The 20,422-nt window shown below is 69.5% G+C and carries 22 protein-coding genes; 4 read left to right on the top strand and 18 right to left on the bottom strand.

Going from position 1 to position 20,422, the window contains the following annotated elements; translation table 11 throughout:
- Positions 1 to 93: 93 nt before the first annotated feature.
- The 7 genes from EO081_RS11390 to EO081_RS11360 form a co-directional block, all read right to left on the bottom strand.
- A complete protein-coding gene (locus tag EO081_RS11390; protein WP_129342030.1) occupies positions 94 to 714 on the bottom strand; it encodes a MarC family protein in 621 nt (206 codons plus the stop codon).
- Between the two features lie 16 nt (positions 715 to 730).
- Positions 731 to 1,606 (bottom strand): bifunctional methylenetetrahydrofolate dehydrogenase/methenyltetrahydrofolate cyclohydrolase FolD, encoded by an 876-nt coding sequence (gene folD, locus EO081_RS11385; protein WP_129342029.1) that lies wholly within the window; start codon positions 1,604 to 1,606, stop codon positions 731 to 733.
- Positions 1,603 to 1,914 (bottom strand): DUF167 domain-containing protein, encoded by a 312-nt coding sequence (locus tag EO081_RS11380; RefSeq protein WP_129342028.1) that lies wholly within the window; start codon positions 1,912 to 1,914, stop codon positions 1,603 to 1,605. The genes folD and EO081_RS11380 overlap by 4 nt, the downstream gene beginning before the upstream one ends.
- The gene (locus EO081_RS11375) at positions 1,914 to 2,210 is read right to left on the bottom strand and encodes a YggT family protein (protein ID WP_375781663.1); all 297 of its coding nucleotides are present in this window, start codon (positions 2,208 to 2,210) and stop codon (positions 1,914 to 1,916) included. The genes EO081_RS11380 and EO081_RS11375 overlap by 1 nt, the downstream gene beginning before the upstream one ends.
- Before the next feature lie 270 nt (positions 2,211 to 2,480).
- Positions 2,481 to 3,380: an acetylglutamate kinase gene (gene argB / locus EO081_RS11370; protein ID WP_129342026.1), complete on the bottom strand. Its 900-nt coding sequence runs from the start codon at positions 3,378 to 3,380 to the stop codon at positions 2,481 to 2,483.
- Positions 3,381 to 3,548: 168 nt separating this feature from the next.
- Positions 3,549 to 3,857, bottom strand: a complete 309-nt coding sequence (locus EO081_RS11365; RefSeq protein ID WP_129342025.1) for a zinc ribbon domain-containing protein YjdM — start codon at positions 3,855 to 3,857, stop codon at positions 3,549 to 3,551.
- On the bottom strand, positions 3,854 to 4,510 hold the full coding sequence (locus EO081_RS11360; protein ID WP_129342024.1) for a queuosine precursor transporter: 657 nt from the start codon (positions 4,508 to 4,510) through the stop codon (positions 3,854 to 3,856). The genes EO081_RS11365 and EO081_RS11360 overlap by 4 nt, the downstream gene beginning before the upstream one ends.
- A gap of 184 nt (positions 4,511 to 4,694) precedes the next feature.
- Between EO081_RS11360 and EO081_RS11355 the strand changes: the two genes are divergently transcribed.
- Positions 4,695 to 5,957: a NupC/NupG family nucleoside CNT transporter gene (locus EO081_RS11355; protein ID WP_129342023.1), complete on the top strand. Its 1,263-nt coding sequence runs from the start codon at positions 4,695 to 4,697 to the stop codon at positions 5,955 to 5,957.
- Positions 5,958 to 5,979: 22 nt separating this feature from the next.
- Here the strand turns inward: EO081_RS11355 and EO081_RS11350 are convergent, their stop codons facing one another.
- From EO081_RS11350 to EO081_RS11335, 4 genes are all read right to left on the bottom strand, one after another.
- On the bottom strand, positions 5,980 to 7,374 hold the full coding sequence (locus EO081_RS11350; RefSeq protein ID WP_129342022.1) for an alpha,alpha-trehalose-phosphate synthase (UDP-forming): 1,395 nt from the start codon (positions 7,372 to 7,374) through the stop codon (positions 5,980 to 5,982).
- Positions 7,371 to 9,170 (bottom strand): glycoside hydrolase family 15 protein, encoded by a 1,800-nt coding sequence (locus EO081_RS11345; RefSeq protein ID WP_129342021.1) that lies wholly within the window; start codon positions 9,168 to 9,170, stop codon positions 7,371 to 7,373. The genes EO081_RS11350 and EO081_RS11345 overlap by 4 nt, the downstream gene beginning before the upstream one ends.
- The gene (otsB, locus tag EO081_RS11340; RefSeq protein WP_129342020.1) at positions 9,167 to 9,922 is read right to left on the bottom strand and encodes a trehalose-phosphatase; all 756 of its coding nucleotides are present in this window, start codon (positions 9,920 to 9,922) and stop codon (positions 9,167 to 9,169) included. The genes EO081_RS11345 and otsB overlap by 4 nt, the downstream gene beginning before the upstream one ends.
- A gap of 240 nt (positions 9,923 to 10,162) precedes the next feature.
- Entirely contained in the window at positions 10,163 to 11,032 is an 870-nt protein-coding gene (locus tag EO081_RS11335; RefSeq protein ID WP_129342505.1) for a 3-hydroxybutyryl-CoA dehydrogenase, read from the bottom strand.
- 71 nt (positions 11,033 to 11,103) lie between these two features.
- Here EO081_RS11335 and EO081_RS11330 point away from each other — a divergent pair, with 71 nt between their 5' ends.
- A complete protein-coding gene (locus EO081_RS11330) occupies positions 11,104 to 12,204 on the top strand; it encodes a DUF1176 domain-containing protein (protein WP_129342019.1) in 1,101 nt (366 codons plus the stop codon).
- 4 nt (positions 12,205 to 12,208) lie between these two features.
- On the opposite strand, the gene egtD is transcribed toward EO081_RS11330, so the two are convergent.
- Genes egtD through gluQRS form a run of 5 tightly spaced genes read right to left on the bottom strand, consistent with a single transcriptional unit; the run spans position 12,209 to position 16,133 of the window.
- Positions 12,209 to 13,180, bottom strand: a complete 972-nt coding sequence (gene egtD / locus EO081_RS11325; protein ID WP_129342018.1) for an L-histidine N(alpha)-methyltransferase — start codon at positions 13,178 to 13,180, stop codon at positions 12,209 to 12,211.
- Positions 13,181 to 13,188: 8 nt separating this feature from the next.
- Positions 13,189 to 14,448, bottom strand: a complete 1,260-nt coding sequence (gene egtB / locus EO081_RS11320) for an ergothioneine biosynthesis protein EgtB (RefSeq protein ID WP_129342017.1) — start codon at positions 14,446 to 14,448, stop codon at positions 13,189 to 13,191.
- A 15-nt stretch (positions 14,449 to 14,463) separates the two neighbouring features.
- Complete coding sequence (locus EO081_RS11315) at positions 14,464 to 15,033, bottom strand: cob(I)yrinic acid a,c-diamide adenosyltransferase (protein WP_129342016.1); 570 nt, start codon at positions 15,031 to 15,033, stop codon at positions 14,464 to 14,466.
- Positions 15,033 to 15,260, bottom strand: coding sequence for a twin transmembrane helix small protein (locus tag EO081_RS11310; protein ID WP_125961666.1), 228 nt, complete (start codon positions 15,258 to 15,260; stop codon positions 15,033 to 15,035). The genes EO081_RS11315 and EO081_RS11310 overlap by 1 nt, the downstream gene beginning before the upstream one ends.
- 9 nt (positions 15,261 to 15,269) lie before the next feature.
- A complete protein-coding gene (gene gluQRS, locus EO081_RS11305) occupies positions 15,270 to 16,133 on the bottom strand; it encodes a tRNA glutamyl-Q(34) synthetase GluQRS (RefSeq protein WP_129342015.1) in 864 nt (287 codons plus the stop codon).
- A 96-nt stretch (positions 16,134 to 16,229) separates the two neighbouring features.
- Here gluQRS and EO081_RS11300 point away from each other — a divergent pair, with 96 nt between their 5' ends.
- Positions 16,230 to 16,796, top strand: coding sequence for an HNH endonuclease (locus tag EO081_RS11300; RefSeq protein WP_129342014.1), 567 nt, complete (start codon positions 16,230 to 16,232; stop codon positions 16,794 to 16,796).
- A 2-nt stretch (positions 16,797 to 16,798) separates the two neighbouring features.
- Here EO081_RS11300 and EO081_RS11295 read toward each other — a convergent pair whose 3' ends face one another.
- Positions 16,799 to 17,203, bottom strand: coding sequence for a hypothetical protein (locus EO081_RS11295; RefSeq protein WP_129342013.1), 405 nt, complete (start codon positions 17,201 to 17,203; stop codon positions 16,799 to 16,801).
- Positions 17,204 to 17,417: 214 nt separating this feature from the next.
- On the opposite strand from EO081_RS11295, the gene EO081_RS11290 reads away from it, so the two are divergent.
- Positions 17,418 to 19,637, top strand: a complete 2,220-nt coding sequence (locus tag EO081_RS11290) for a transglycosylase domain-containing protein (protein ID WP_240697642.1) — start codon at positions 17,418 to 17,420, stop codon at positions 19,635 to 19,637.
- A gap of 37 nt (positions 19,638 to 19,674) precedes the next feature.
- Here the strand turns inward: EO081_RS11290 and EO081_RS11285 are convergent, their stop codons facing one another.
- Positions 19,675 to 20,037 (bottom strand): hypothetical protein, encoded by a 363-nt coding sequence (locus EO081_RS11285; protein ID WP_129342012.1) that lies wholly within the window; start codon positions 20,035 to 20,037, stop codon positions 19,675 to 19,677.
- Positions 20,038 to 20,422: the final 385 nt, after the last annotated feature.

Raw genomic sequence — 20,422 nt, 5'->3', positions numbered from 1 at the left:
TGGCTCGTGCATATCGGACTGTAAAGAAAGTTGCGCCGGCCGCGAAATTTTCTGTCGTGCGTGTAGCAGAACCGCAACAAAGAGCCGCGCAGGTTACAAGAAGCTCGCCCGCAGGCCGTCGATCACGAACTGCGAGGCGAGCGCCGCCAGCAGGACGCCCAGCACGCGAGTGATCACCGCTTCGATCTTGGCGCCCAGCAGGCGCATCAGCGGGGCGGCCGCGAGCAGCGCCACCAGCATCAGCAGGAGGTTGCTCGCCAGGGCGGCCAGCACGACCAGTTTGGCGGTGGTGCCGTCGGTCTGACCCATCAGCAGCATGACGCTGGCGATCGATCCCGGCCCCGCGATCATCGGCATCGCCATGGGGAAGATCGAGACGTCCTCCACCTCGTGCGTCTCGATGATCTTGGCGGCGCGGTCCTCGCGGCGCTGGGTGCGCTTCTCGAACACCATTTCCAGCGCGATCAGGAACAGCATGATGCCGCCCGCGATCCGGAAGCTGTCGAGGCTGATGCCGAGCGCATGGAGCAGGCCGCGCCCGAACAGCGCGAACACCAGCAGGATCGCGGCCGCGGTGACCACCGCGCGGATCGCCATGCTGCGGCGCTGCACCCCGCTCGCCCCCGCCGTCAGCCCCGCGTAGATCGGGGCGCAGCCGGGGGGATCGATCACCACGAAGAAGGTGATCAGGGCGGAGATGAACAGCTCGAGCACGGCGGGCCCTCCGCGATTAGAGCGTGGCGTCGTCGAGCGGCACGCCCGCACGACGGTGCGCTGCGACCAGCGTGTTGCGCAGGAGGACGGCGATGGTCATCGGCCCCACCCCGCCCGGCACCGGCGTGATCGCCCCGGCCACTTCGACTGCGGAGGCAAAGTCGACGTCGCCGACCAGCCCGCCCTCGACTCGGTTGATGCCCACGTCGATTACCGTCGCGCCGGGCTTCAGCCACTCGCCGCGCACGAAGTTCGGACGACCCACGGCCGCGACGACGATGTCGGCGCGACCCACATGGGACGGAAGATCCCGCGTGCGCGAATGCGCCAGCGTGACGGTGGCGCTATCGGCGGTCAGCAGCGCCGCCATCGGCTTGCCGACGATGTTGGAGCGGCCGATCACCACCGCCTCCTTCCCCGACAGGTCGCCGAGCCGGTCGCGCAGCAGCATCAGGCAGCCGAGCGGCGTGCACGGCACGAAGCCCGGCAGGCCGGAGGCGAGCCGACCGGCGTTGACCGGGTGGAAGCCGTCGACGTCCTTGTCCGGATCGATGCGCAGCAGCACCGCGTCCGCATCCAGGTGGCGCGGGAGCGGCAGCTGCACCAGGATACCGTCGACCGCCGGATCGGCGTTGAGCTGGTCGACCAGTGCCTCGAGCGTCGCCTGGTCGGTGTCGGCGGGCAGGCGGTGCTCGAAGCTCGCCATGCCGGCGGCGACCGTCGCCTTGCCCTTGGAGCGGACGTAGACGGCCGAGGCCGGGTCCTCGCCCACCAGCACCACCGCAAGCCCCGCGGGGCGGCCGGCGGCCTTGGCAAATGCTCCTGCGGCCTCGCCTACCCGGCCCCGCAACCCGGCCGCGAAGGCCTTTCCGTCGATGATGTCAGCGCTCATGCCTTGGTCGCATAGAGGGTCGCGGCCGTCTGTTCCAGCGCCGCGGTGTCGCCTTCCACCCGCAACCGCTTCAGCCGCGCCGTGTCGCCCGCGACCAGCGTCACCGCACGCTTCGGTACGCCGAAGCTGCGGGCCACCAGTTGCACCAGCGCGGCATTGGCGGCGCCTTCGACGGGCGGCGCCGTCAGCCGCGCGGAAAAATGCTCCGCATCGCTGCCCCCGAACGCCTCCCGCGAGGAACGGGGCGTCACGCGCACCGCGATGCGGATTCCATGCGCGTCGGGCGACCAGGCCGCCCCGGCCCGCATCAGATCGCGTAGGGCAGCGTCGCCCGATACAGCGCCGGCAGCACGATCGTCTGGAGGATGCCCATGGTCACCAGCACCGCCATCGGCGCAAGGTCGATCGCGCCCAGGTCCGGCAGGATCCGGCGGAACGGGCGATAGATCGGTTCGGTGATGACGTTCAGCGCCCGCCACACGCTGCGCACGAAGTCGCTGTGCGTGTTGATGACGTTGAAGGCGATCAGGATCGACAGCACGAACTGGACGAAGATGATCCACCACAGGACGTTGAGCAGGTAGTTGAGGATCTCGATGAGGATGTTCAACGCGGGGGCTCCAAGGCTTGCTGGACGGGGAGATACCCCAGCCGCCCCCATGCGGACAAGCGGGGCGGTGCGCCCTGCCCCACCTGCTCTCCCGTCACCCTGGCGACCGTGGAACCTTCGCAAAGCCCTTTCCCGTGCTCCTGCGCAGGCAGGAGCCCAGGGCGGCAAGGCACCCGTTGGTCTGCTTGGCCCTGGGCCCCTGCCTGCGCAGGGGCACAAAGCGGGCTTTGCAAACGTCGGCTTGACCGGAAAAGAGGCGCCCCCTCAGGCGCGAACCAGCGTTCCCGCGCCCTGCCGCGTGAAGATCTCCAAGAGCAGCCCGTGCGGAATGCGGCCGTCCAGGATTACGGCCGCGTCCACGCCCGCGCCGACGGCGGCGACGCAGGTCTCGACCTTGGGGATCATGCCGCCCTTGATGGTGCCGTCCTCCTTCAGCGCGGCGATGTCGCCGGGCTGGAGGTCGGTGAGCAACTCGCCCTGCTTGTCCATCACCCCGGGCACGTCCGTCAGCAGGAAGAAGCGCGCAGCCCCCAGCGCGCCGGCGATCGCGCCCGCCATGGTGTCGGCGTTGACGTTGTAGGTGTGGCCGTCCGCGCCGAGCGCGACCGGCGCCACGACGGGAATGAAGCCGTCGCGCGCCAGGCTGTTGAGCAGCGTCGGGTCCACCGCCACCGGCTCGCCAACGAAGCCCAGGTCGACATGGCGCTCGATGCCCGAATTGCGGTCGGGCTCGATCCGCTGCACCTTTTCGGCGCGCACGAGGCCGGCGTCCTTGCCCGAGATACCGACCGCGCGCCCCCCGGCGGCGGCGATCCAGGACACGATCTCCTTGTTGATCTTGCCGGCGAGGACCATCTCCGCGACCTCGGCCGTGGCGGCATCGGTCACGCGCAGACCGTCGACGAAGCGGCTTTCGACGCCCAGCCGTTTGAGCATCGACCCGATCTGCGGCCCGCCGCCGTGGACCACCACCGGGTTGATGCCCACCGCCTTCAGCAGCACCACATCCTCGGCGAAGTCGCGCTGCAGTTCCGGGTCGCCCATCGCGTGCCCGCCATATTTCACGACAAAGGTCTTGCCGGCATAGCGCTGGAGATAAGGCAGCGCTTCGGTCAGCGTCTCCGCCTTGGCAAGCATCGCGGGATCGGGGGAATGGTCGGTCATGCGCGCGCCTGTAGCGCCAAGCGCGCCGCGATCCAAAGTTTTTGAAGGGGCGGGCACTCCCCCGCCTGCGCCGTGCTCCTGCGGAGGCAGGAGCCCAGGGCCCCGCGCACCAACCGCGGTCGCCCTATCGGGATCCGGACCCCCGGCCTGCGCCGGGGTCCGGCGCGTTCACCGCTTGCGCACGAACTCCGCGCGCAGCACCAGCCCCTTGATGCCTTCGAACCGGCAGTCGATCTCCTGCGCGTCGCCGGTCAGGCGGATCGACTTGATGACGGTGCCGCGCTTCAGCGTCTGGTTCGCGCCCTTGACCTTCAGGTCCTTGACCAGCGTGACGCTGTCGCCGTCCGCAAGCAGGTTGCCCGCGGCATCCCGCACCTCGACCTCGCCGTCCGGCGCCTCCGAAGGGGCGGCAGCGGCGGCGTCGGCCGGGCTGATCCACTCGCCGGTCGCCTCGTCATAGATGTAGTCGTCGCTCATGCCGCCCGCTCCGCTCCGGTCCCGTCCAGCCAGCGGCCGAGCGCGACGAAGAAATAGATGAGCGGCGGCACCAGCACGATCGACAGCACCACCTTGGCGATCATCTGTCCGACGATCAGCTGGCCGATCGGGAAGGCGCCGTAGAAGGCGATGGTGATGAAGATCAGCGTGTCGACGATCTGCGACAGGGCGCTGGCCGTTCCCGCCCGCAGCCACAGGAACTTGCCCACGCCGCGGCGCATCGCGGCAAAGATGGTGACGTTCAGCGTCTGCGACACGCCATAGGCGACGATCCCCGCGCCCCAGATGCGCGGCGTCGCGCGCATCATCAGGTCGAACGCGGCCAGCCGCTCGGGCTCCATGTCCGGCGCGGCCGGCACGGTCAGCACCGCCAGCAGCAGCAGGATCGAGAAGATCAGCGGGACGAAGCCATATTGCACCAGCCGGTTGGCGGTGGCGCGGCCGTGCAGTTCGGCGACTGCGCTGGAGACGGTCACGAGCAGCAGGAAGGCGAAGATGCCCGCTTCGACGGCCAGCGGCCCGAGTGCGACCTGCTTGTTGCCCAGCACACCCGCGATGCAGACCATGCCGCCGTAGAAGATGGAGAACACGAACAACGACCGCGGAACCGCGGTGGAAGGATGGGGAGTCATCCGCGCGACGCTAGACGCTTTCCCGTGTCGGTCAATGCGCGCAACCGCCTGAAATGCAACGTCCCGCGATGAAAGGACTGTTGCCGCGAGCGCCGCTTGGCCATAGTGCCGCCGCGCTTCTGCGCCAGAAGCTCGACGTGACCATCACTACGCCTGCCGAGCGGGCACGGGGCCGGAACCAGGAATGAACCGTTTTCTTATCGGCGTGGCCGGTATCGTCGTGATCCTTGCGATCGCCTTCGCAATCTCGACGAACCGCCGGGCCATCCGGCTGCGCGTCGTGGGCGCCGCCTTCGCGCTGCAGGTCGGCATCGCGGTGCTGGTGCTCTACGTACCGTTCGGCCGGCGCCTGATCCAGGGTGCCGCCGCGGGCGTCTCCGCGCTGCTCGGCTATGCGCAGGCCGGCACCGACTTCGTGTTCGGCCCGCTCGCGCGGCCGGAAATGGGCGGCCACAGCTTTGCCATCTCGGCCCTGCCGGTCATCATCTTCTTCGCGGCCCTGGTCTCGATCCTCTACCATCTGGGGGTGATGCAGTTCGTCGTCCGCTGGGTCGGCGGGGGCATCGAAAAGGTAACCGGCGTCTCCAAGGTCGAATCGCTGTGCGCCGCGGCCAACATCTTCGTGGGCCAGAGCGAGGCTCCGCTGGTGATCCGGCCCTATCTCGCCAGCCTCACGCCCTCGCAGCTGTTCGCGGTGATGTCGGTCGGCATGGCGGGCGTCGCCGGCACGATCCTTGCCGCCTATGCGGCCTTCCTCGGCCCGCAATCGCTGCCCTTCCTGCTCGCCGCCTCCTTCATGGCGGCACCCGGCGGACTGCTGATGGCCAAGATCATCATGCCGGACGCCCCGGTCGCGGCAAAGGATGCGACAGCGGCGGCGGATGAGGAGGAGACCATCCGCGAGGCGGAGGTTCACCTGGAAGAGGAACGCGCCGCCAACCTGATCATGGCGGCGGCGACGGGCGCGCAGATCGGCGTGAAGATCGCCGTCGCCGTCGGGGCGATGGTGCTCGCCTTTGTCGCGCTGGTGGCGCTCGCCAACGGCCTTCTGGGTGCGGTCGGCGGCTGGTTCGGCCATCCCGAGCTGAGCTTCCAGATGATCATCGGCACGGTGTTCCAGCCGGTGATGTTCCTGCTCAACATCCCCTGGCACGAGGCAGGCATCGCCGGCGGGCTGTTCGGCAGCAAGGTCGTGCTGAACGAGTTCGTCTCGTTCATCGAACTCGGCAACCTGCGCGACCAGCTGTCGCCCCGCACCGTCGCCATCGTGACCTTCGCGCTGTGCGGCTTCGCGAACTTCAGCTCCATCGCGATCCAGATGGCCGCGACCGGCAGCCTGGCCCCCAATCAGCGCCCGATGATCGCCAAGCTCGGCGTGCGCGCGCTGGTCGCCGGGAGCCTTGCAAACCTGATGTCGGCGGCGCTCGCCGGGCTGCTGCTGTCCTGAATCCAGGACGCAGCTGCCGCGGCTAGATCGCGTTCCGCTCGCACAGCGGCGCTTCCGTCAGCGTGTCCAGGAAGCGCCGGCGCCACCACAGCACGTCCTCGTTGCGCACGTTGTCGAACATCGGCTTCCACCGGGCGATCCGCTCCTCGCGCGACATGCGCAGCGCCTTGTCAATGGCATCCGCCACGTCCTCGGCGCTGTAGGGATTGCAGAGGACGGCCTGCGGCATCTGCGCGGCGGCACCCGCGAAGCGCGAAAGGATCAGCACACCGGGGTCGTGCGGATCCTGGGCCGCCACGAACTCCTTGGCCACCAGGTTCATGCCGTCGCGCAACGGGGTGACCAGCCCGATCCGGGCCGCGCGATAGATGCCGGCCAGCACGTCGCGCGGATAGCCCTGGTTCACGTAGCGGATCGGCACCCAATCGATGTCGGCATAGGCGCCGTTGATGCGCCCGGACATGGCGTCGAGGTTATCGCGGATGTCGCGATAGCTCTGCACGGCCGTGCGGGACGGCGGGGCGATCTGGAGCAGATAGACCAGCGCGCGACGGTCGGGATGGTTCTGGAGGAACCGCTCATACCCTGAGAAGCGCTCGGCAAGGCCCTTCGAATAGTCGAGCCGGTCGACGCCCACCATCATGCTGCGCCCCACCGCACTCTCGAGCATGCGCAGCTGGGTCGCCTTGGCGACCGGCCCGTTGGCGGCCGCGATGAACGATTCCGCGTCGACGCCGATCGGGCAGGCGATCGCGCGGATGGTGCGACCGCCGACGGTCACGCAGTCGCCGTCGGAGAGGACGCCGCCCATTTCCGTCACGACATAGTGGCGGAAGGATTCGAGCCACTCCTCCGTCTGGAAGCCGACGACGTCATAGGCGAACAGCGACTCGACGAGCCGCCGGTGCTGCGGAAGCGCGACCAGGAGACGCGTCGGCGGCCACGGGATGTGGAGAAAGAAGCCCATGCGGTTGTTCACGCCCTGCTGGCGCAGCACCCAGCCGAGCGGGATCATGTGATAGTCGTGGACCCACACCACGTCGTCGGGCTCGATATGGGGGCCGATCGCCTGGCCGAAGACGCGGTTCACCCGCTCGTAGCCGCCCTGGAAGTCGCGCTCGAACTCGGTGAGGTCGAGGCGATAGTGGAACAGCGGCCAGAGCGTACGATTGGCGAAGCCGTCGTAATATTCCTCCACGTCCTGCTCGGACAGGTCCATGACGGCAGAGGTCACGCCCTCGAAGGTCTCGAACCGAAGCTCGTGGTCCTCGCCGGTCTCGCCCGACCAGCCGAACCAGATGCCGTGCTCCTCGCGCAGCGCCGCCGTCAGCGCCACCGCCAGCCCCCCTTGCGCGCCGCCGACGCCGGCCGCGGTCGGGGCCTGCACGCGGTTCGAAATCACGATCAGGCGGCTCATCGTACCTCCGTCCACGGCTTGCTGAGCAGCATCGCCGAATTGATCAGCCCGACCAGCGAGTAGGTCTGGGGATAGTTGCCCCAGAGCTCGCCGGTGGCGGGATCGATATCCTCCGAAAGAAGTCCTGCGCGCGTACGCCGCTCGATCATCTCCTCCAGCAGGACGCGCGCGTCCTCTACCCGTCCGGTCGCGTGCAACGCTTCGATCAGCCAGAAGGTGCAGACGTTGAAGGCCGTATGCGGCAGGCCGAAATCGTCTTCGGTCGCATAGCGCAGCATGTGCGACCCGCGCCGAAGCCCCGCCTCCACCGCCTCCAGCGTGCCGCGGAAGCGCGGGTCGTCGGGCGCGACGAAACGCAGGTCGAGCAGCTGGATCAGGCTGGCGTCGAGGTCGTCGCCGCTGAAGGTCGCCGACATGCGGTTCGTCTCCGGCCGCCACGCCGCCTTCTCGATGCGCTTCCGCATCGTGTCGGCCCGCGCGCGCCAGAAGGATGCACGCTCCTCGAGCCCCAGATGGTTGGCGACGCTCGCCAGGCGGTCGCATGCCGCCCAGCACATCGCCGCCGAATAGGTATGCACATGGCTGCGCGTGCGCAGTTCCCAAAGGCCGGCGTCCGCCTGGTCGAACGACTCCCACGCCCGCTCCCCCACCGGTTCCAGCGCTTCGAAGTCGCGCTCGCCCGCGATGCGGAACAGCCGCTGGTCGAAGAAGGCCTGGGCGTTCGACAGCACGATCTGGCCGTAGGCGTCGTGCTGGACCTGCTCATATGCCTGGTTTCCGACGCGGACGGGCCCCATGCCGCGATAGCCCGTCAGCGCCTCTGCGATCCGCTCCGGAAGCTGCGCCTCCCCGCCCACGCCATAGAGCGGCTGGATGTGGCCGCCCTTGGCGTTGTCGACGATGTTGCGGAGATATTCGAGATACCCCTCCAGCACGTCGAGCGCGCCCAGCCGGTTGAGCGCCTGCACCGTGTAATAGGCGTCGCGGATCCAGCAGAAGCGATAGTCCCAGTTGCGCTGCGATCCCGCATGTTCGGGGATCGAGGTGGTCAGCGCCGCGACGATGGCGCCGGTCTCCTCATGCTGGCACAGCTTGAGCGTGATCGCCGCGCGGATCACGGCGTCCTGCCACTCCGCGGGGGTGGCAAGATCCCGCACCCAGTGCCGCCACTCCCCCACCGTCTCGTCGAGCATCGCCTCGACGGCGGGCGGGATGTCCATCGAGAAGCTCTCGTCCGGCCCGAGGAAGAAATAGAGCGGGCGCTCCACCCGGAACAGGCGCTCGTCCTCGATCCAGCCGACCGGCGCGTTGGTCGACAGCCGCAGCGTCATGTCGCCCAGCAGGTAGCGGATATGGTTGGTGCCGCGCGTCCGCTCGGGCGAGTGCGCGCCCCAGTCCCGCGCCGGGCGCAGCCGCACGCGCACCCGGGGCGACCCCGCGGCCGGCCGCACGATCCGGCAGAAGGCCACGGGCCGGTACATGCGCCCGTTGCGGCGAAACCGCGGGGCGAAGTCGATCACCTCGATGGCGTTGCCATCGGCGTCGCTATGCCGGGTCGTCAGCACCGGAGTGTTGCGCACGTAGGACTGGCGGGTCTCGACGCAGCCGTCGAGGTCGATGTCCCAGAAGCCGCGCGACCCCTCCTCGCCGCCCTTGGGCCGGTCGTCGAGCAGGGAGCAGAAGGTCGGTTCGCCATCGACGCGCGGCACGCAGCCCCACACGAAGCGGCCGGCACGATCGACAAGCGCGGATACCTGGCAGTTCCCGATGGGCCAGAGGTCGAGCGTCGCAGTCAAGCCGCCGCCTCCAGCCAGCGACGCAGGCGCCACACGTCCTCGAGCCGGAACCGGGCCGCGGTATCGCGCGGGCTGCCGATCAGGATGCCGGCACCGCCATGACGGGCGCACAACACGAATCCGGGCTCGTCGGTCAGATCGTCGCCGACGAAGATCGGCGCATGGCCGAGGAACGGCGCATCCTCCAGCAGCGCGGCGATCGCCGTGCCCTTGTCATGGCCGGCCATGCGCAATTCGGCCATCATCTTGCCGTGCTGCACTTCCAGGCCGTCGTGTCGCGCGAACGCCTCCACCAGGGCCTTGGCCTCCGGCTCCACTTCCGGCGCCATGCGGTAGTGGATGGCGACGCCCAGCGACTTCACCTCGATGACCACGCCGGGGCGATCCCCCAGCCGCTCCGTGAACGCCGCCTCGGCAGTTTCCAGAACCGGGGGCCGTTCGGGCCGCACGATCGCGCCGCCGGCGCGGCGGATCTCCGCGCCATGGCTGCCAACGACCGCGATCTGCCCGAGCGAGCCGCCGAGGAAGTCGTCGATCTGTGCGACCGATCGCCCGCTGACGATGGCTACCCGCCCGTCGAGCCGCTCTGCCAGCCGCGGAAGCAGCGCGTGCAGCGCGTCGTCCACCTCGACCCCGTCCGGTCGTTCGGCCAGGTCGACGAGGGTTCCGTCGAAGTCCAGGAACAGGCTTGCATCACGAAGCAGGGAAAAGGGTGGCTCCTCCAGAGCCGCGAACGCCGATGGTGGTTGCATGCCACTCCTAACCCGACAGCCGCGCAGTTGTTTCGCGCAAGCAGTCATTTCGTACAGGAAACGACCCTTAACGCCCGCGGGTGCGCCCGGCCACCCGCCCCATCATGGCAGCCGCACCCCGGCGGAGGCCGGGGACAACGCGACCCGTCGGCAGGGAGTCGGGCCCCCTTCCGCCGGGCTCCGGCGCTCACCGGGGCAACCGGGCGTCGGCCGGGCCGCTCCTGCGCCGAGCCGAAAGCGCTATCGCGTCGGCACCGGCTCCGCGCCCGTGTAGTCATAGAAGCCGCGCTTGGTCTTGCGTCCGTACCAGCCGGCTTCGACGTACTTCACCAGGAGCGGCGCCGGCCGGAACTTGGGGTCCCCCGTCCCCTCGAACAGGACGCGCGTGATCTCCAGGCAGGTATCGAGGCCGATGAAGTCGGCCAGCGTGAACGGCCCCATCGGATGGTTGAGCCCCAGCTGGCACGCGGCGTCGATGTCCGCGATCGTCGCCACGCCCTCGCCCAGCGCAAAGCAGGCCTCGTTCAGCATCGGCATCAGCACGCGATTGACGATGAAGCCGGGCGCGTCGTTGGCGTGGACGATGCGCTTGCCGAGCGACTGGCCGAACGCCTCCACGCGCGACACCGTCTCGTCGGAGGTCGCGAGCCCGCGGATCAGTTCGATCAGCCCCATCACCGGCACGGGATTGAAGAAGTGCACGCCCATGAAGCGGGCGGGATCGGGCGATGCCTGCGCCAGCCGGGTGATCGGGATCGACGAGGTGTTGCTCGCCAGGATCGCATCGGTGCCCAGCACCGTGCCCACGTCGGCAAAGATCGCGCGCTTGATCTCCTCGCGCTCCGTCGCGGCCTCGATGACCAGGTCGCACCCGGCCATGGCGGCGAGGTCGCCCACCGCTTCGATGCGCCCGAGCGCCGCATCCCGGTCGTGCGCGGTGATCTTTTCCTTCTCGAGGGCGCGGGCAAGCTGCTTGGCGATCCCCGTCCTGCCCGCTTCGGCACGCTCGACCGACACGTCCGACAGCAGCACGCGATAGCCGGCCTGCGCCGCCACCTGGGCGATCCCTGCTCCCATCTGCCCCGCGCCGATCACTCCGACTGCCTGCATCATCCATCCTCCTGTCTTTGGTGCGGCAATAGCGGGTTTCGACGGCCGGCACAGCGCGATAGTGTCGGCCCATGCACCGCCTTCCCCTGCTCGCCTGCCTTCTCCTCCTGCCCCTTGCCGGCTGCGGCAACGACACCTCGCCCTCCGCGCCGCAGCCCGGCCAGACCGCCGCTGCTCCCCAGCCGCTCGCCCAGGTGCCGCAGCAGGCGGATGCGGACAGCCACATGCCTCCGAAACCTGGCGAGACCAGGACGTTCCGGGACTGGGTTGCCGGCTGCGACAATGGTCTAGCGTGCCGGGCAGTGGCGTTGGCGCCGGACGATGAAATCCAGCCGGCGCTGATGCTCACGCTCGACCGCGCCGCGGGACCGGGAGCGGTGCCCACCCTGCAGTTCATCGGACAGGAAGAGCGCCTGCCGCCGCTCACCATCTCCGTGGACGGCACGCAGCTCGCCAAGGGCGGCACGGCGGCCAATGGCGCGGTGCAGTTCGAAGGTAGCGACGCGGAGCGGATCGCTTCCGCGCTCGGCAACGGTCGACGGCTCACGGTGACCGGCAGTGGTGGCGAGACGATCGGCGCGGCCAGCCTGTCGGGCGCCGCCGCAGCCCTCCGCTGGATCGACGAACGGCAAGGACGCGCCGGCACCAGCGGAGCGCTGGTGGCGCGCGGGAACAAGGCGGACGCGGCGCCGGCCCCGGCGCTGCCGGTGATCCGCGCCGCGCAGGCGCGAGGGGAAGCCGCGCTGCTCGATCCCGCGCGCGTCGCCGCAATGAAGCGCGAGGCGGGCTGCGAAACCGATCGCGACCTGGGCCGACCGCAGACGAAGCCCCTCGGGGATCGCACCCTGGTCCTGCTCCCCTGCTCGTCTGGCGCCTATAATCTGATGATGGCGGTGTTCACCGTGCGCGACGGCAAGCACACGCCGGCGCAGTTTGACGCGCCCTCGGGCATGTCCGAAGACGGTTCGCCGATCCAGAACGTCGTGGACGGCAGCTTTGAGAACGAGGTGCTCACCAGCTTCGCGCGCGGCCGGGGGCTCGGCGACTGCGGCATCCGCCAGGAGTTCGTCTGGGACGGTTCCCGCTTCCGCCTTTCCCGCCAGGAGGAGATGCCGGAATGCCGCGGCAGCAAGGTGTACCTGCCGACGTGGCGCGCCCGCGTCGTACGCTGAGGCGCTAGGGCGCGGTCGCGAAGGGCTGCGCCTCCGCCAGGATCAGGGCGAACCAGCCCTGATCGTCAGACCATTCGCCGATCGGGGTCCAGCCCCCGGCGCGCAGCAGCACGCGGGCACCGCGCTCCCCGTATTTGTGGCTGTTCTCGGTGTGGATCGTCTCGCCCGCGCCGATCTCGAACGACTGGCCCGCCACGGTGAAGCGCAGGTCCCGCCGCGCTTCCAGATGCATCTCGATGCGGGAGGCGGCATCGTTCCAGACCGCGCGGTGGACGAAGTGCGCGACCGGGATCGTCCCCTCCAGCTCCCGATTGATCCGTTCGAGCAGGTTGCAGTTGAAGGCGGCGGTGACGCCCTGCGCGTCGTCATAGGCGGGAACCAGCACCGTCTCCGGCTTCACCCGGTCGATCCCGATCAGCAGCTGCGCGCCCTCCCCGAGCGATCCGCGCATCGCCCGCAGCAGGTCGACCGCGGCCAGGGGCTCCATGTTGCCGATCGTCGAGCCGGGAAAGAAGCCGAGCTTGGGCTGGCCGTCGACAGCACCGGGCAGCGTCACGGGACGCAGGAAGTCCGCCTCCAGCGGCAGGACCGGCAAGGTCGGGAATGCCTGCTGCAGCTCGGCGGCGGAGTCGCGGAGGAAGTCGCCGGAGATGTCGATCGGGACATAGGCCGCGGGTGCGATGCCGCCGAGCAGGATCGGCGTCTTGGCAGAGGAGCCCGATCCGAACTCCACCACCGCGCGGCCCGGCCCGCACAGGCGCGCCACCTCCGGCACCGCCCGGTGGAGCAACGCCGTCTCGGTCCGGGTCGGGTAATATTCCGGCAGCCGGGTGATTTCCTCGAACAGCTCCGATCCGCGGCGGTCGTAGAACCAGCGCGCCGGGATCGCGCGCGGGCGCATGGCAAGGCCCGCAAGCACGTCGGCGCGGAAGCGCGGGTCGGCGGCGGCGGGCGCGGCAGCTTGGTGTTCTGACATCCGGGGAATCAAAGGTCCTTGGCGAGCCGCACGCCGGTGAACTGCCACCTCTGGTGCGGGTAGAAGAAGTTGCGATAGCTGGCGCGCAGGTGCCCGCGCGGGGTCGCACAGGAGCCACCGCGCAGCACGAACTGGCCGCTCATGAACTTGCCGTTGTACTCGCCGACGGCTCCCTCGGCCGCGCGGAACCCCGGATAGGGACGATAGGCGCTGCCGGTCCATTCCCAGACATCGCCGAAGAAGGCGGGAGCGGCCACGGCAGGGCGCGGCTCGACCGGCCCGGCCGCGTCCAGCTGGTTGCCGCCGTCGGCACGCTCGCCGGCGGCTGCCGCTTCCCACTCCTGCTCGGTCGGGAGGCGTGCACCCGCCCAGCTGGCAAAGGCATCCGCTTCATAGAAGCTGACATGCGTGACCGGGGCGGCAGGATCGACCGGGCGCCGCCCATCCAGGCCGAAGCGCGTCCAGCCGCCGCCCTCGCCTTCCGCCCAGTAGAGCGGCGCGGTGATCCCCTCGCGCTGCACCCAGGCCCAGCCGTCCGACAGCCAGTGACGCGGCTCGCGATAGCCGCCATCGGCGATGAAGGCCGCCCATTCGCCATTGGTGATGGTACGATCCGCGATCGCATGGGGGTGCAGCAGCGCCCGGTGGCGCGGCCCCTCGCAATCAAAGGCGAAACCCTCGCCGTCATGCCCTACCTCGACGATGCCGCCGCCATGCTCGATCCAGCCGATCGGCGGCGGGACCGCGACCGGCTGCTTGCGCGGCGCCGGCCACAGCGCGGGCTCGATCGGATTTTCGGAGAACAGGTGCAGGACGTCGGTGAGCAGCAGCTCCTGGTGCTGCTGTTCGTGGTGGCAGCCGAGCTCGACCAGTTCCAGGGCATGCGGTGGCAGGCGCGTCCAGTTCGCCAGCACGGCCTCAGTCACCGCGCGGCGATAGGCGAGCACCTCCGCGAGCGTCGGGCGCGTCACCATCCCGCGCCGGGCGCGGGCGTGCCGCTTTCCCTCCGCCTCGTAATAGCTGTTGAACAGGAAGGGGAAGCGCGGGTCGTGCAGCGTATAGCCCGGCACATGGTCCCGCAGCACGAAGGTTTCGAAGAACCAGCTGGTGTGCGCCAGATGCCACTTGGCGGGTGAGGCGTCGGGCATCGACTGGACGCTTGCATCCGCGTCGGAAAGCGGCGCGACCAGAGCCTCGCTCAAGTCGCGCACCTCGGCGAAGCGATGCTGGAGCGGCGGATGCGCAGGCTCGTACTGAATGTCCTGCATCGCCCGCCGCTTCGCCTACCGTTGTGCCCCTGGAACCCAGAGAACGTCTCCGGCCCCGGCTTGGTTCACCCAGCGGGCGGCGACGAACAGATAATCGGAGAGACGATTGAGATAGGCGAGCGCCAGCGGATTGAGCGCCGCATCCTGGGTAGCGGCAACCGCGCTGCGCTCGGCCCGACGGGCGATGGCGCGCGCGAGGTGGAGGGCGGACGCGGCCGCGTCCCCTGCCGGCAGTACGAAGCTGGTGAGCGGACCCAGCGCGTCGTTCAGGCGATCGATCTCCTGCTCGAGCCGGGTGACCTGGGAGGCGACGATGCGGAGCGCCGCGCCGGCCGCTTCCCCTTCCGCCAGCGGAGTCGCGACGTCGGCGCCCAGGTCGAACAGGTCGTTCTGGATACGCGCCAGCGCCTCCTCCACAACCCCCTGCCCCAGCGCCGTGCGTGCGACGCCGATGGCGCTGTTCGCCTCGTCCACGTCACCGATCGCCGTCATGCGCAACGAGGATTTCGCAACCCGCGAGCCATCCGCCAGGCCGCTCGTGCCGTCGTCGCCGGTGCGCGTATAGATCTTGTTGAGCTTGACCATTAGGTGCGCCCGGCCGCGAAGAGGATCAGCACCACGATCAGGATGGCGATCGCCTGGAACAGGATGCGCGCCTGCATCATCTTGTTCGATTTCACGCTCGCGGCGCTCGGCCCCTGCCCGCGCGCCTCCTCGCCGGAGGTCTTCAGGAACGTGACGACGCCACGGACCAGCGCAACCACCGTCGCGATCATCGCCGCGACCAGGAGCAGGACGAGAAACGTGTTCATGAGAGGAGCCTAGGCGCTTGCCAGCGCGAAGCCAAGCGGCAGGCGGCCGGCGCGCAACTCGCCTGCGAGTGCCCGCCCGTCGACGCCCGCCAGCCGCATGGCTTCCAGGGTCGGCGCACCGTTTCGCTTGGCAAGCCGCTCCCCGTCGCTGCCCACCAGCAGCGGGTGGTGGTGGTAGGCGGGCGTGGGCAGGCCGAGCAGCGCCTGAAGCAGGCGATGGACATGGGTCGCCGCAAACAGGTCGCGGCCGCGCACCACGTCGGTCACCTCCTGCGCGGCGTCGTCCACCGTCACGGCCAGGTGATAGCTGACGCCCGCGTCCTTGCGGGCAAGCACGACGTCGCCCTGCGCTTCCGGATCGGCGCGCACCACGCCCGCATGGGCATCGCGCCAGTCAAGCGGGCCGGCGACCGCCACCGCGCGCGCCATGTCGATGCGCCACGCGTGCGGCTCCGCGGCCATGCGGCGGGCGCGGGCATCGGGTGCGAGTTGGCGGCAGGTCCCGGGATAGACCGGTCCATCGCTGCCATGGGGGGCGGACGCGCTTGCTGCCACTTCGCGCGCGATGTCGGCGCGGGTGCAGAAGCAGGGGTAGACCAGCCCCTGCGCCTTCAGCCGATCGAGCGCCTGCGCGTAGACCGGCAGCCGCTGCGACTGGAACAGCACCGGCCCGTCGTGCTCGAGCCCGAGCCAGGCGAGGTCCGCCAGGATCCCCTCGACATGCTCGGGCCGGCTGCGCCCCTGGTCGATGTCCTCGATGCGGAGCAGGAAGCGGCCGTCGCCCGCCAGCGCGTGCGCCTGCACCGCCGACCAGGCGTGGCCCAAGTGCAGCCGTCCGGTGGGGCTTGGCGCGAAGCGACTGGTGCGGATCATGCAACTCCCCCTTGACCGCCCCTTGCGGCCCATGCTGTCATGCCCTTGTCACCACGCGCTGTCACACGCAGCCGGGAACGAGGGCGAGGGGAACGCATGTTTCATCCCGATCTGATCCGCCACCCGGACAGTTGCCCGGCCCTTGTGCTGAACGCCGATTACACCCCGCTCAGCTACTATCCGCTCAGCCTCTGGCCCTGGCAGACCGCGATCAAGGCGGTGTTCCTCGACCGCGTCGACATCGTCGCGCATTACGAGCGGGAGGTGCACAGCCCGACCGCGTCGATCAAGCTGCCGTCGGTGATCGCGCTCAAGCAATATGTGAAGCCGTCCGCCTTTCCCGCCTTCACCCGGTTCAACCTGTTCCTGCGCGACCGGTTCGCCTGCCAATATTGCGGATCGCCGAAGGACCTGACCTTCGATCACGTCGTGCCGCGCGCCCAGGGCGGGCGCACCACCTGGGAGAATGTCGTCACCGCCTGCGCGCCCTGCAACCTCAGAAAAGGCGGCCGCACCCCGCGCCAGGCGGCGATGCCGCTCCACGTCGCGCCGATCCGGCCGACCAACTGGCAGCTGCAGGAACACGGCCGCCGCTTTCCGCCCAACCATCTGCACGACACCTGGCACGATTGGCTCTACTGGGACGTCGAGCTGGAGGCCTGACCTCAGCCGCGGGTGATCAGCACGCGGACTTCGTCCTCGGCCAGCTTCGACAATCGCAGCACATGCCGGCCGCGCTTGAGCCGGAAATCCACCATCTTGCGGATGCCGGTGCAGGCGGGGCCGTGGCCGTGCTTGCTCGATGCGAGCGAACGCCCCGCTTCGAGCACGTCGATCCAGCCCTTGTGCTCCAGCGCCACGCGGTAGGTGCCCGGCTCCGCCACGTCGAAGGCGACGGCGCCGCCGCGCGCATCTGCCGCAGTGCCGGCCCCGGCATCCGCCAGCCGCAGCGTGCGGCCCGGCCAAGGGTCAGCACGGGCAAGCTTCCGTCCGTCGCCGCCGCGGCGCGCAGCGGCTGCGGCCGGGACCAGCCCGAGAGTTCGGCCGGGAGGCGGCCGGAAACAGCGCACGGCTCGGAAGATGGATGCGCATGCGAGCCCGCGTGCGCGCCGCCCTGGGGGGCAAGCGCCTGGGGGAACAGCAGGAGAAGCGGAAACGTCGAAACCATGCGCCGTGCCTTTTCGCGAACAAGGTCTTGCGATAGCGCTAGCTCCAGCCCGCACACACCGCAACGCGCAGCCGCGCTTGCCTAGGCTGTGCTAGACACGTAACACAGCTGTTCAGATGCACGACGATCCCTTTCCGCAGGCCCACCCGCTCGATCCGGCCCGCGTCGGCCGCTCCCCTGCCGCCCTGCGCGAGCTGGAGCAGCAGCGCCGCGCCCGAATGGCACAGTTCGATGCCGCGCTGGCGGAGTTCGATCTGGCGGCAGGCACCGGTGCCGGCACCACCACGCCGCTCGGCGGCAACGGCGGCTTCGGAGCCCCACCGCCCCCGCCGCCGCCGCCGGCCCCACCCGTCCGGAGCGGCCGCCCCCGCTGGCTGCGCTGGACGATCCGGCTGGTGGCAGCGGGCATCATCCTGCTGGTGCTGGCGATCGCCTGGCTGGCACTCACCGCTCCCCTGTCGAAGTCGCTGCAGCCGCCGCTGCCGCCCTCGATCACGCTGCTCTCGGCAGAGGGCACGCCGATCGCGCAGCGCGGCGCCAACATCGGCAAGCCGGTGGACGCGACCAAGCTCCCCAAGCACGTGACCCAGGCGTTCCTCGCCGTCGAGGACCGCCGCTTCTACAGCCACTGGGGCATCGATCCGCGCGGCATCCTGCGCGCCATGGTGCACAACACCATGTCGGGCGGCGTGCGCGAGGGCGGCAGCACCATCACCCAGCAGCTCGCCAAGAACGCGTTCCTCGATTCGGACCGCACGGCTGCGCGCAAGCTGCGCGAAGTGATGATCGCCTTCTGGCTGGAGGCGTGGCTGACCAAGGACGAAATCCTCTCGCGCTACCTCTCCAACGTCTATTTCGGCGACAACGCCTATGGCCTGTCGGCCGCATCCCAGCATTATTTCAGCCGCAAGCCGCAGGACCTGACCACCGCCCAGGCAGCGATGCTGGCCGGGCTGGTCAAGGCACCCTCCCGGCTCGCGCCCACCGGCAACCTGAAGGGCGCGCGCGAGCGGCAGGCCGTGGTCGTCTCGACCATGAAGGCGGCGGGCTTCCTGACCGCTTCCGAAGCGCGCGCGGTACAGCCGGCCAAGCTGCGCGTCGCCAAGGGGGACGATCTGCCCAGCGGCACCTATTTCGCAGACTGGGTGATCCCGGCCGCTCGCGACCGCGCCGGCGGCGTCGGTACCGACCTGCGCGTCACCACCACCCTGGAAAGCCGCATCCAGCGCGCCGCCGAACGTGCGGTACGCCGTGCCGGGCTTCGCCAGACCCAGGTGGCGCTGGTTGCGATGCATCCCGACGGCCGGGTTATCGCGATGGTCGGCGGCAAGAACTACAAGGCCAGCCCCTTCAACCGCGCCGTGCAGGCGCGCCGCCAGCCCGGCTCCACCTTCAAGCTGTTCGTCTATCTCGCGGCGCTGCGCTCGGGCCTCAGCCCCGACTCCCCTGTGCAGGACGAGCCGCTTACGATCGGCGACTGGAGCCCCAAGAACAGCGACGGCCGCTATCTCGGCACCATTCCGCTCACCCGCGCCTTTGCCCGCTCCAGCAACGTCGCCTCGGCGCGGCTGACGCAGGAAGTCGGCGTCCGCAACGTCATCCGTGCCGCCCGCGACCTCGGCATCTCGACGCCGATCCCCAACGAGGCGACGATCGCGCTTGGCACCGCCAACGTCTCGCTGCTCGAACTCACCGCCGCCTATGCCGCCATCGCTGCGGGCGAGGCGCCGGTCCGCCCCCACGGCTTGAAGGACGAGGAGCAGACCAGCTGGTTCGAGCGGCTGCGCAACAGCAGCCGCCCGCTCGGCCGCCGCGAGCTGGAGGGCATGCGCGAACTGCTCGCCGCCTCGATCCGCGGCACCGGCCACCAGGCGAATCTGCCGATCGAGGCGTTCGGCAAGACCGGCACCACTCAGGATTCCCGCGACGCGCTGTTCGTGGGCTATGCCGGCGACATCGTCACCGGCGTGTGGCTGGGCAACGACGACAACACGCCCAATCCCGGCCTCGCCGGCGGCGGTCTGCCCGCACGCATCTGGCGCGACTTCATGACGGAAGCGCTGGGCGTGCCGCTGCCGCCTCCGCCGCCGGAAGTGAACGAGGACGTCGAGGAGACGACCGACAACAGCCTCGACGCCGCCGGCGATGCGCTGGACGAGGCAGGCATGACGATCGACCAGGCCCGCGACACGATCGAGGACCAGGTCCAGGGCATGGGCCTCAACCTCCGCTTCGACCGCGACGGCGGCATCCAGGTGGAACGCGGCGGCGGCGACCGCCGCGGCCCTCCGCCGCCACGGGAACCCGACGCTCGCCGCTTCGAGGAGGAGGAGTGAGCGAACCGAACGGCAGGAACGGAACGGCTGGACGGGGTTAGCTGCCGTTCGTCCGTTCCCGCTCAGGCTCGTAAGACCATCCAGCATAGACGGCAGAGCACGACACAGCCGCCAAATGGAACGCGCGGATTTGGCCCGTGAGCCAGTTGCGATCTGGCTCAACGAGCTGCCACAACTCGACCCCTACCGGATCGCCGATGACGGCGATCAAAGCATCCGGGTCGAGTTCGGCGAGCGCGCTTGGCAACGCCGGCAGGTAGGCGTCCTCGGAAGCGCCATCTAACGGGAAGAAGTGGTGGCAGACCCGTGGCTCTGCTGCACCCAGTCGGCCGGAAGCCTCAAGCTGTGCGAGATACTCTGCGCTGTCGGCAAGTAGCTCGGCCTCGGTGAAGGGCGTCATGCCCTGATCCTAAGCAGCAACAGGAACATCCGCTACTGGGCGCGAGCTGCCGTCCGTCTGCCTTCTTCGTCATCCCGGCGAAGGCCGAGATCCACGCCTCCGCTCGCGCCTGTGGCCCGGCGGATCCCGCCTTCGCCGGACCTTTGCAAAAGGCGAGACAACCGTTCCCGAGTCCCCGTACCCCTGCGCAGGTAGGGGCCAGGGCCAAGCAGGACAACGACTTGTGGCCCTGGGCGCCTGCCTGCGCAGGGGTACGGCAGGCGCCTTCGCAAAGGTCTCGCCTTCGCCGGGATGACGGCTGCCGGGAGTGCCAGCGTTGCCGACGGCTCCGGCGTCGCGCACCTGCAGCGTCGGTGAAGGTCAATCGCTTTCCACGCCTAAAAAA

The organism is Sphingomonas desiccabilis, assembly GCF_004135605.1.
Classification (GTDB): Bacteria; Pseudomonadota; Alphaproteobacteria; order Sphingomonadales; family Sphingomonadaceae; genus Sphingomonas; species Sphingomonas desiccabilis.
Note: the sequence above shows the minus strand (reverse complement) of the source record. Positions and strands in the feature narration are given on the sequence as shown.

Bases quoted from the DNA above. Each gene is read 5' to 3' on its own strand.
- folD (WP_129342029.1), bottom strand. From the start codon at position 1,606: ATGAGCGCTGACATCATCGACGGAAAGGCCTTCGCGGCCGGGTTGCGG.
- EO081_RS11380 (WP_129342028.1), bottom strand. From the start codon at position 1,914: ATGCGGGCCGGGGCGGCCTGGTCGCCCGACGCGCATGGAATCCGCATC.
- argB (WP_129342026.1), bottom strand. From the start codon at position 3,380: ATGACCGACCATTCCCCCGATCCCGCGATGCTTGCCAAGGCGGAGACG.
- EO081_RS11365 (WP_129342025.1), bottom strand. From the start codon at position 3,857: ATGAGCGACGACTACATCTATGACGAGGCGACCGGCGAGTGGATCAGC.
- EO081_RS11360 (WP_129342024.1), bottom strand. From the start codon at position 4,510: ATGACTCCCCATCCTTCCACCGCGGTTCCGCGGTCGTTGTTCGTGTTC.
- EO081_RS11355 (WP_129342023.1), top strand. From the start codon at position 4,695: ATGAACCGTTTTCTTATCGGCGTGGCCGGTATCGTCGTGATCCTTGCG.
- EO081_RS11350 (WP_129342022.1), bottom strand. From the start codon at position 7,374: ATGAGCCGCCTGATCGTGATTTCGAACCGCGTGCAGGCCCCGACCGCG.
- otsB (WP_129342020.1), bottom strand. From the start codon at position 9,922: ATGCAACCACCATCGGCGTTCGCGGCTCTGGAGGAGCCACCCTTTTCC.
- EO081_RS11335 (WP_129342505.1), bottom strand. From the start codon at position 11,032: ATGCAGGCAGTCGGAGTGATCGGCGCGGGGCAGATGGGAGCAGGGATC.
- EO081_RS11330 (WP_129342019.1), top strand. From the start codon at position 11,104: ATGCACCGCCTTCCCCTGCTCGCCTGCCTTCTCCTCCTGCCCCTTGCC.
- egtD (WP_129342018.1), bottom strand. From the start codon at position 13,180: ATGTCAGAACACCAAGCTGCCGCGCCCGCCGCCGCCGACCCGCGCTTC.
- egtB (WP_129342017.1), bottom strand. From the start codon at position 14,448: ATGCAGGACATTCAGTACGAGCCTGCGCATCCGCCGCTCCAGCATCGC.
- EO081_RS11315 (WP_129342016.1), bottom strand. From the start codon at position 15,033: ATGGTCAAGCTCAACAAGATCTATACGCGCACCGGCGACGACGGCACG.
- EO081_RS11310 (WP_125961666.1), bottom strand. From the start codon at position 15,260: ATGAACACGTTTCTCGTCCTGCTCCTGGTCGCGGCGATGATCGCGACG.
- gluQRS (WP_129342015.1), bottom strand. From the start codon at position 16,133: ATGATCCGCACCAGTCGCTTCGCGCCAAGCCCCACCGGACGGCTGCAC.
- EO081_RS11300 (WP_129342014.1), top strand. From the start codon at position 16,230: ATGTTTCATCCCGATCTGATCCGCCACCCGGACAGTTGCCCGGCCCTT.
- EO081_RS11290 (WP_240697642.1), top strand. From the start codon at position 17,418: ATGCACGACGATCCCTTTCCGCAGGCCCACCCGCTCGATCCGGCCCGC.
- EO081_RS11285 (WP_129342012.1), bottom strand. From the start codon at position 20,037: ATGACGCCCTTCACCGAGGCCGAGCTACTTGCCGACAGCGCAGAGTAT.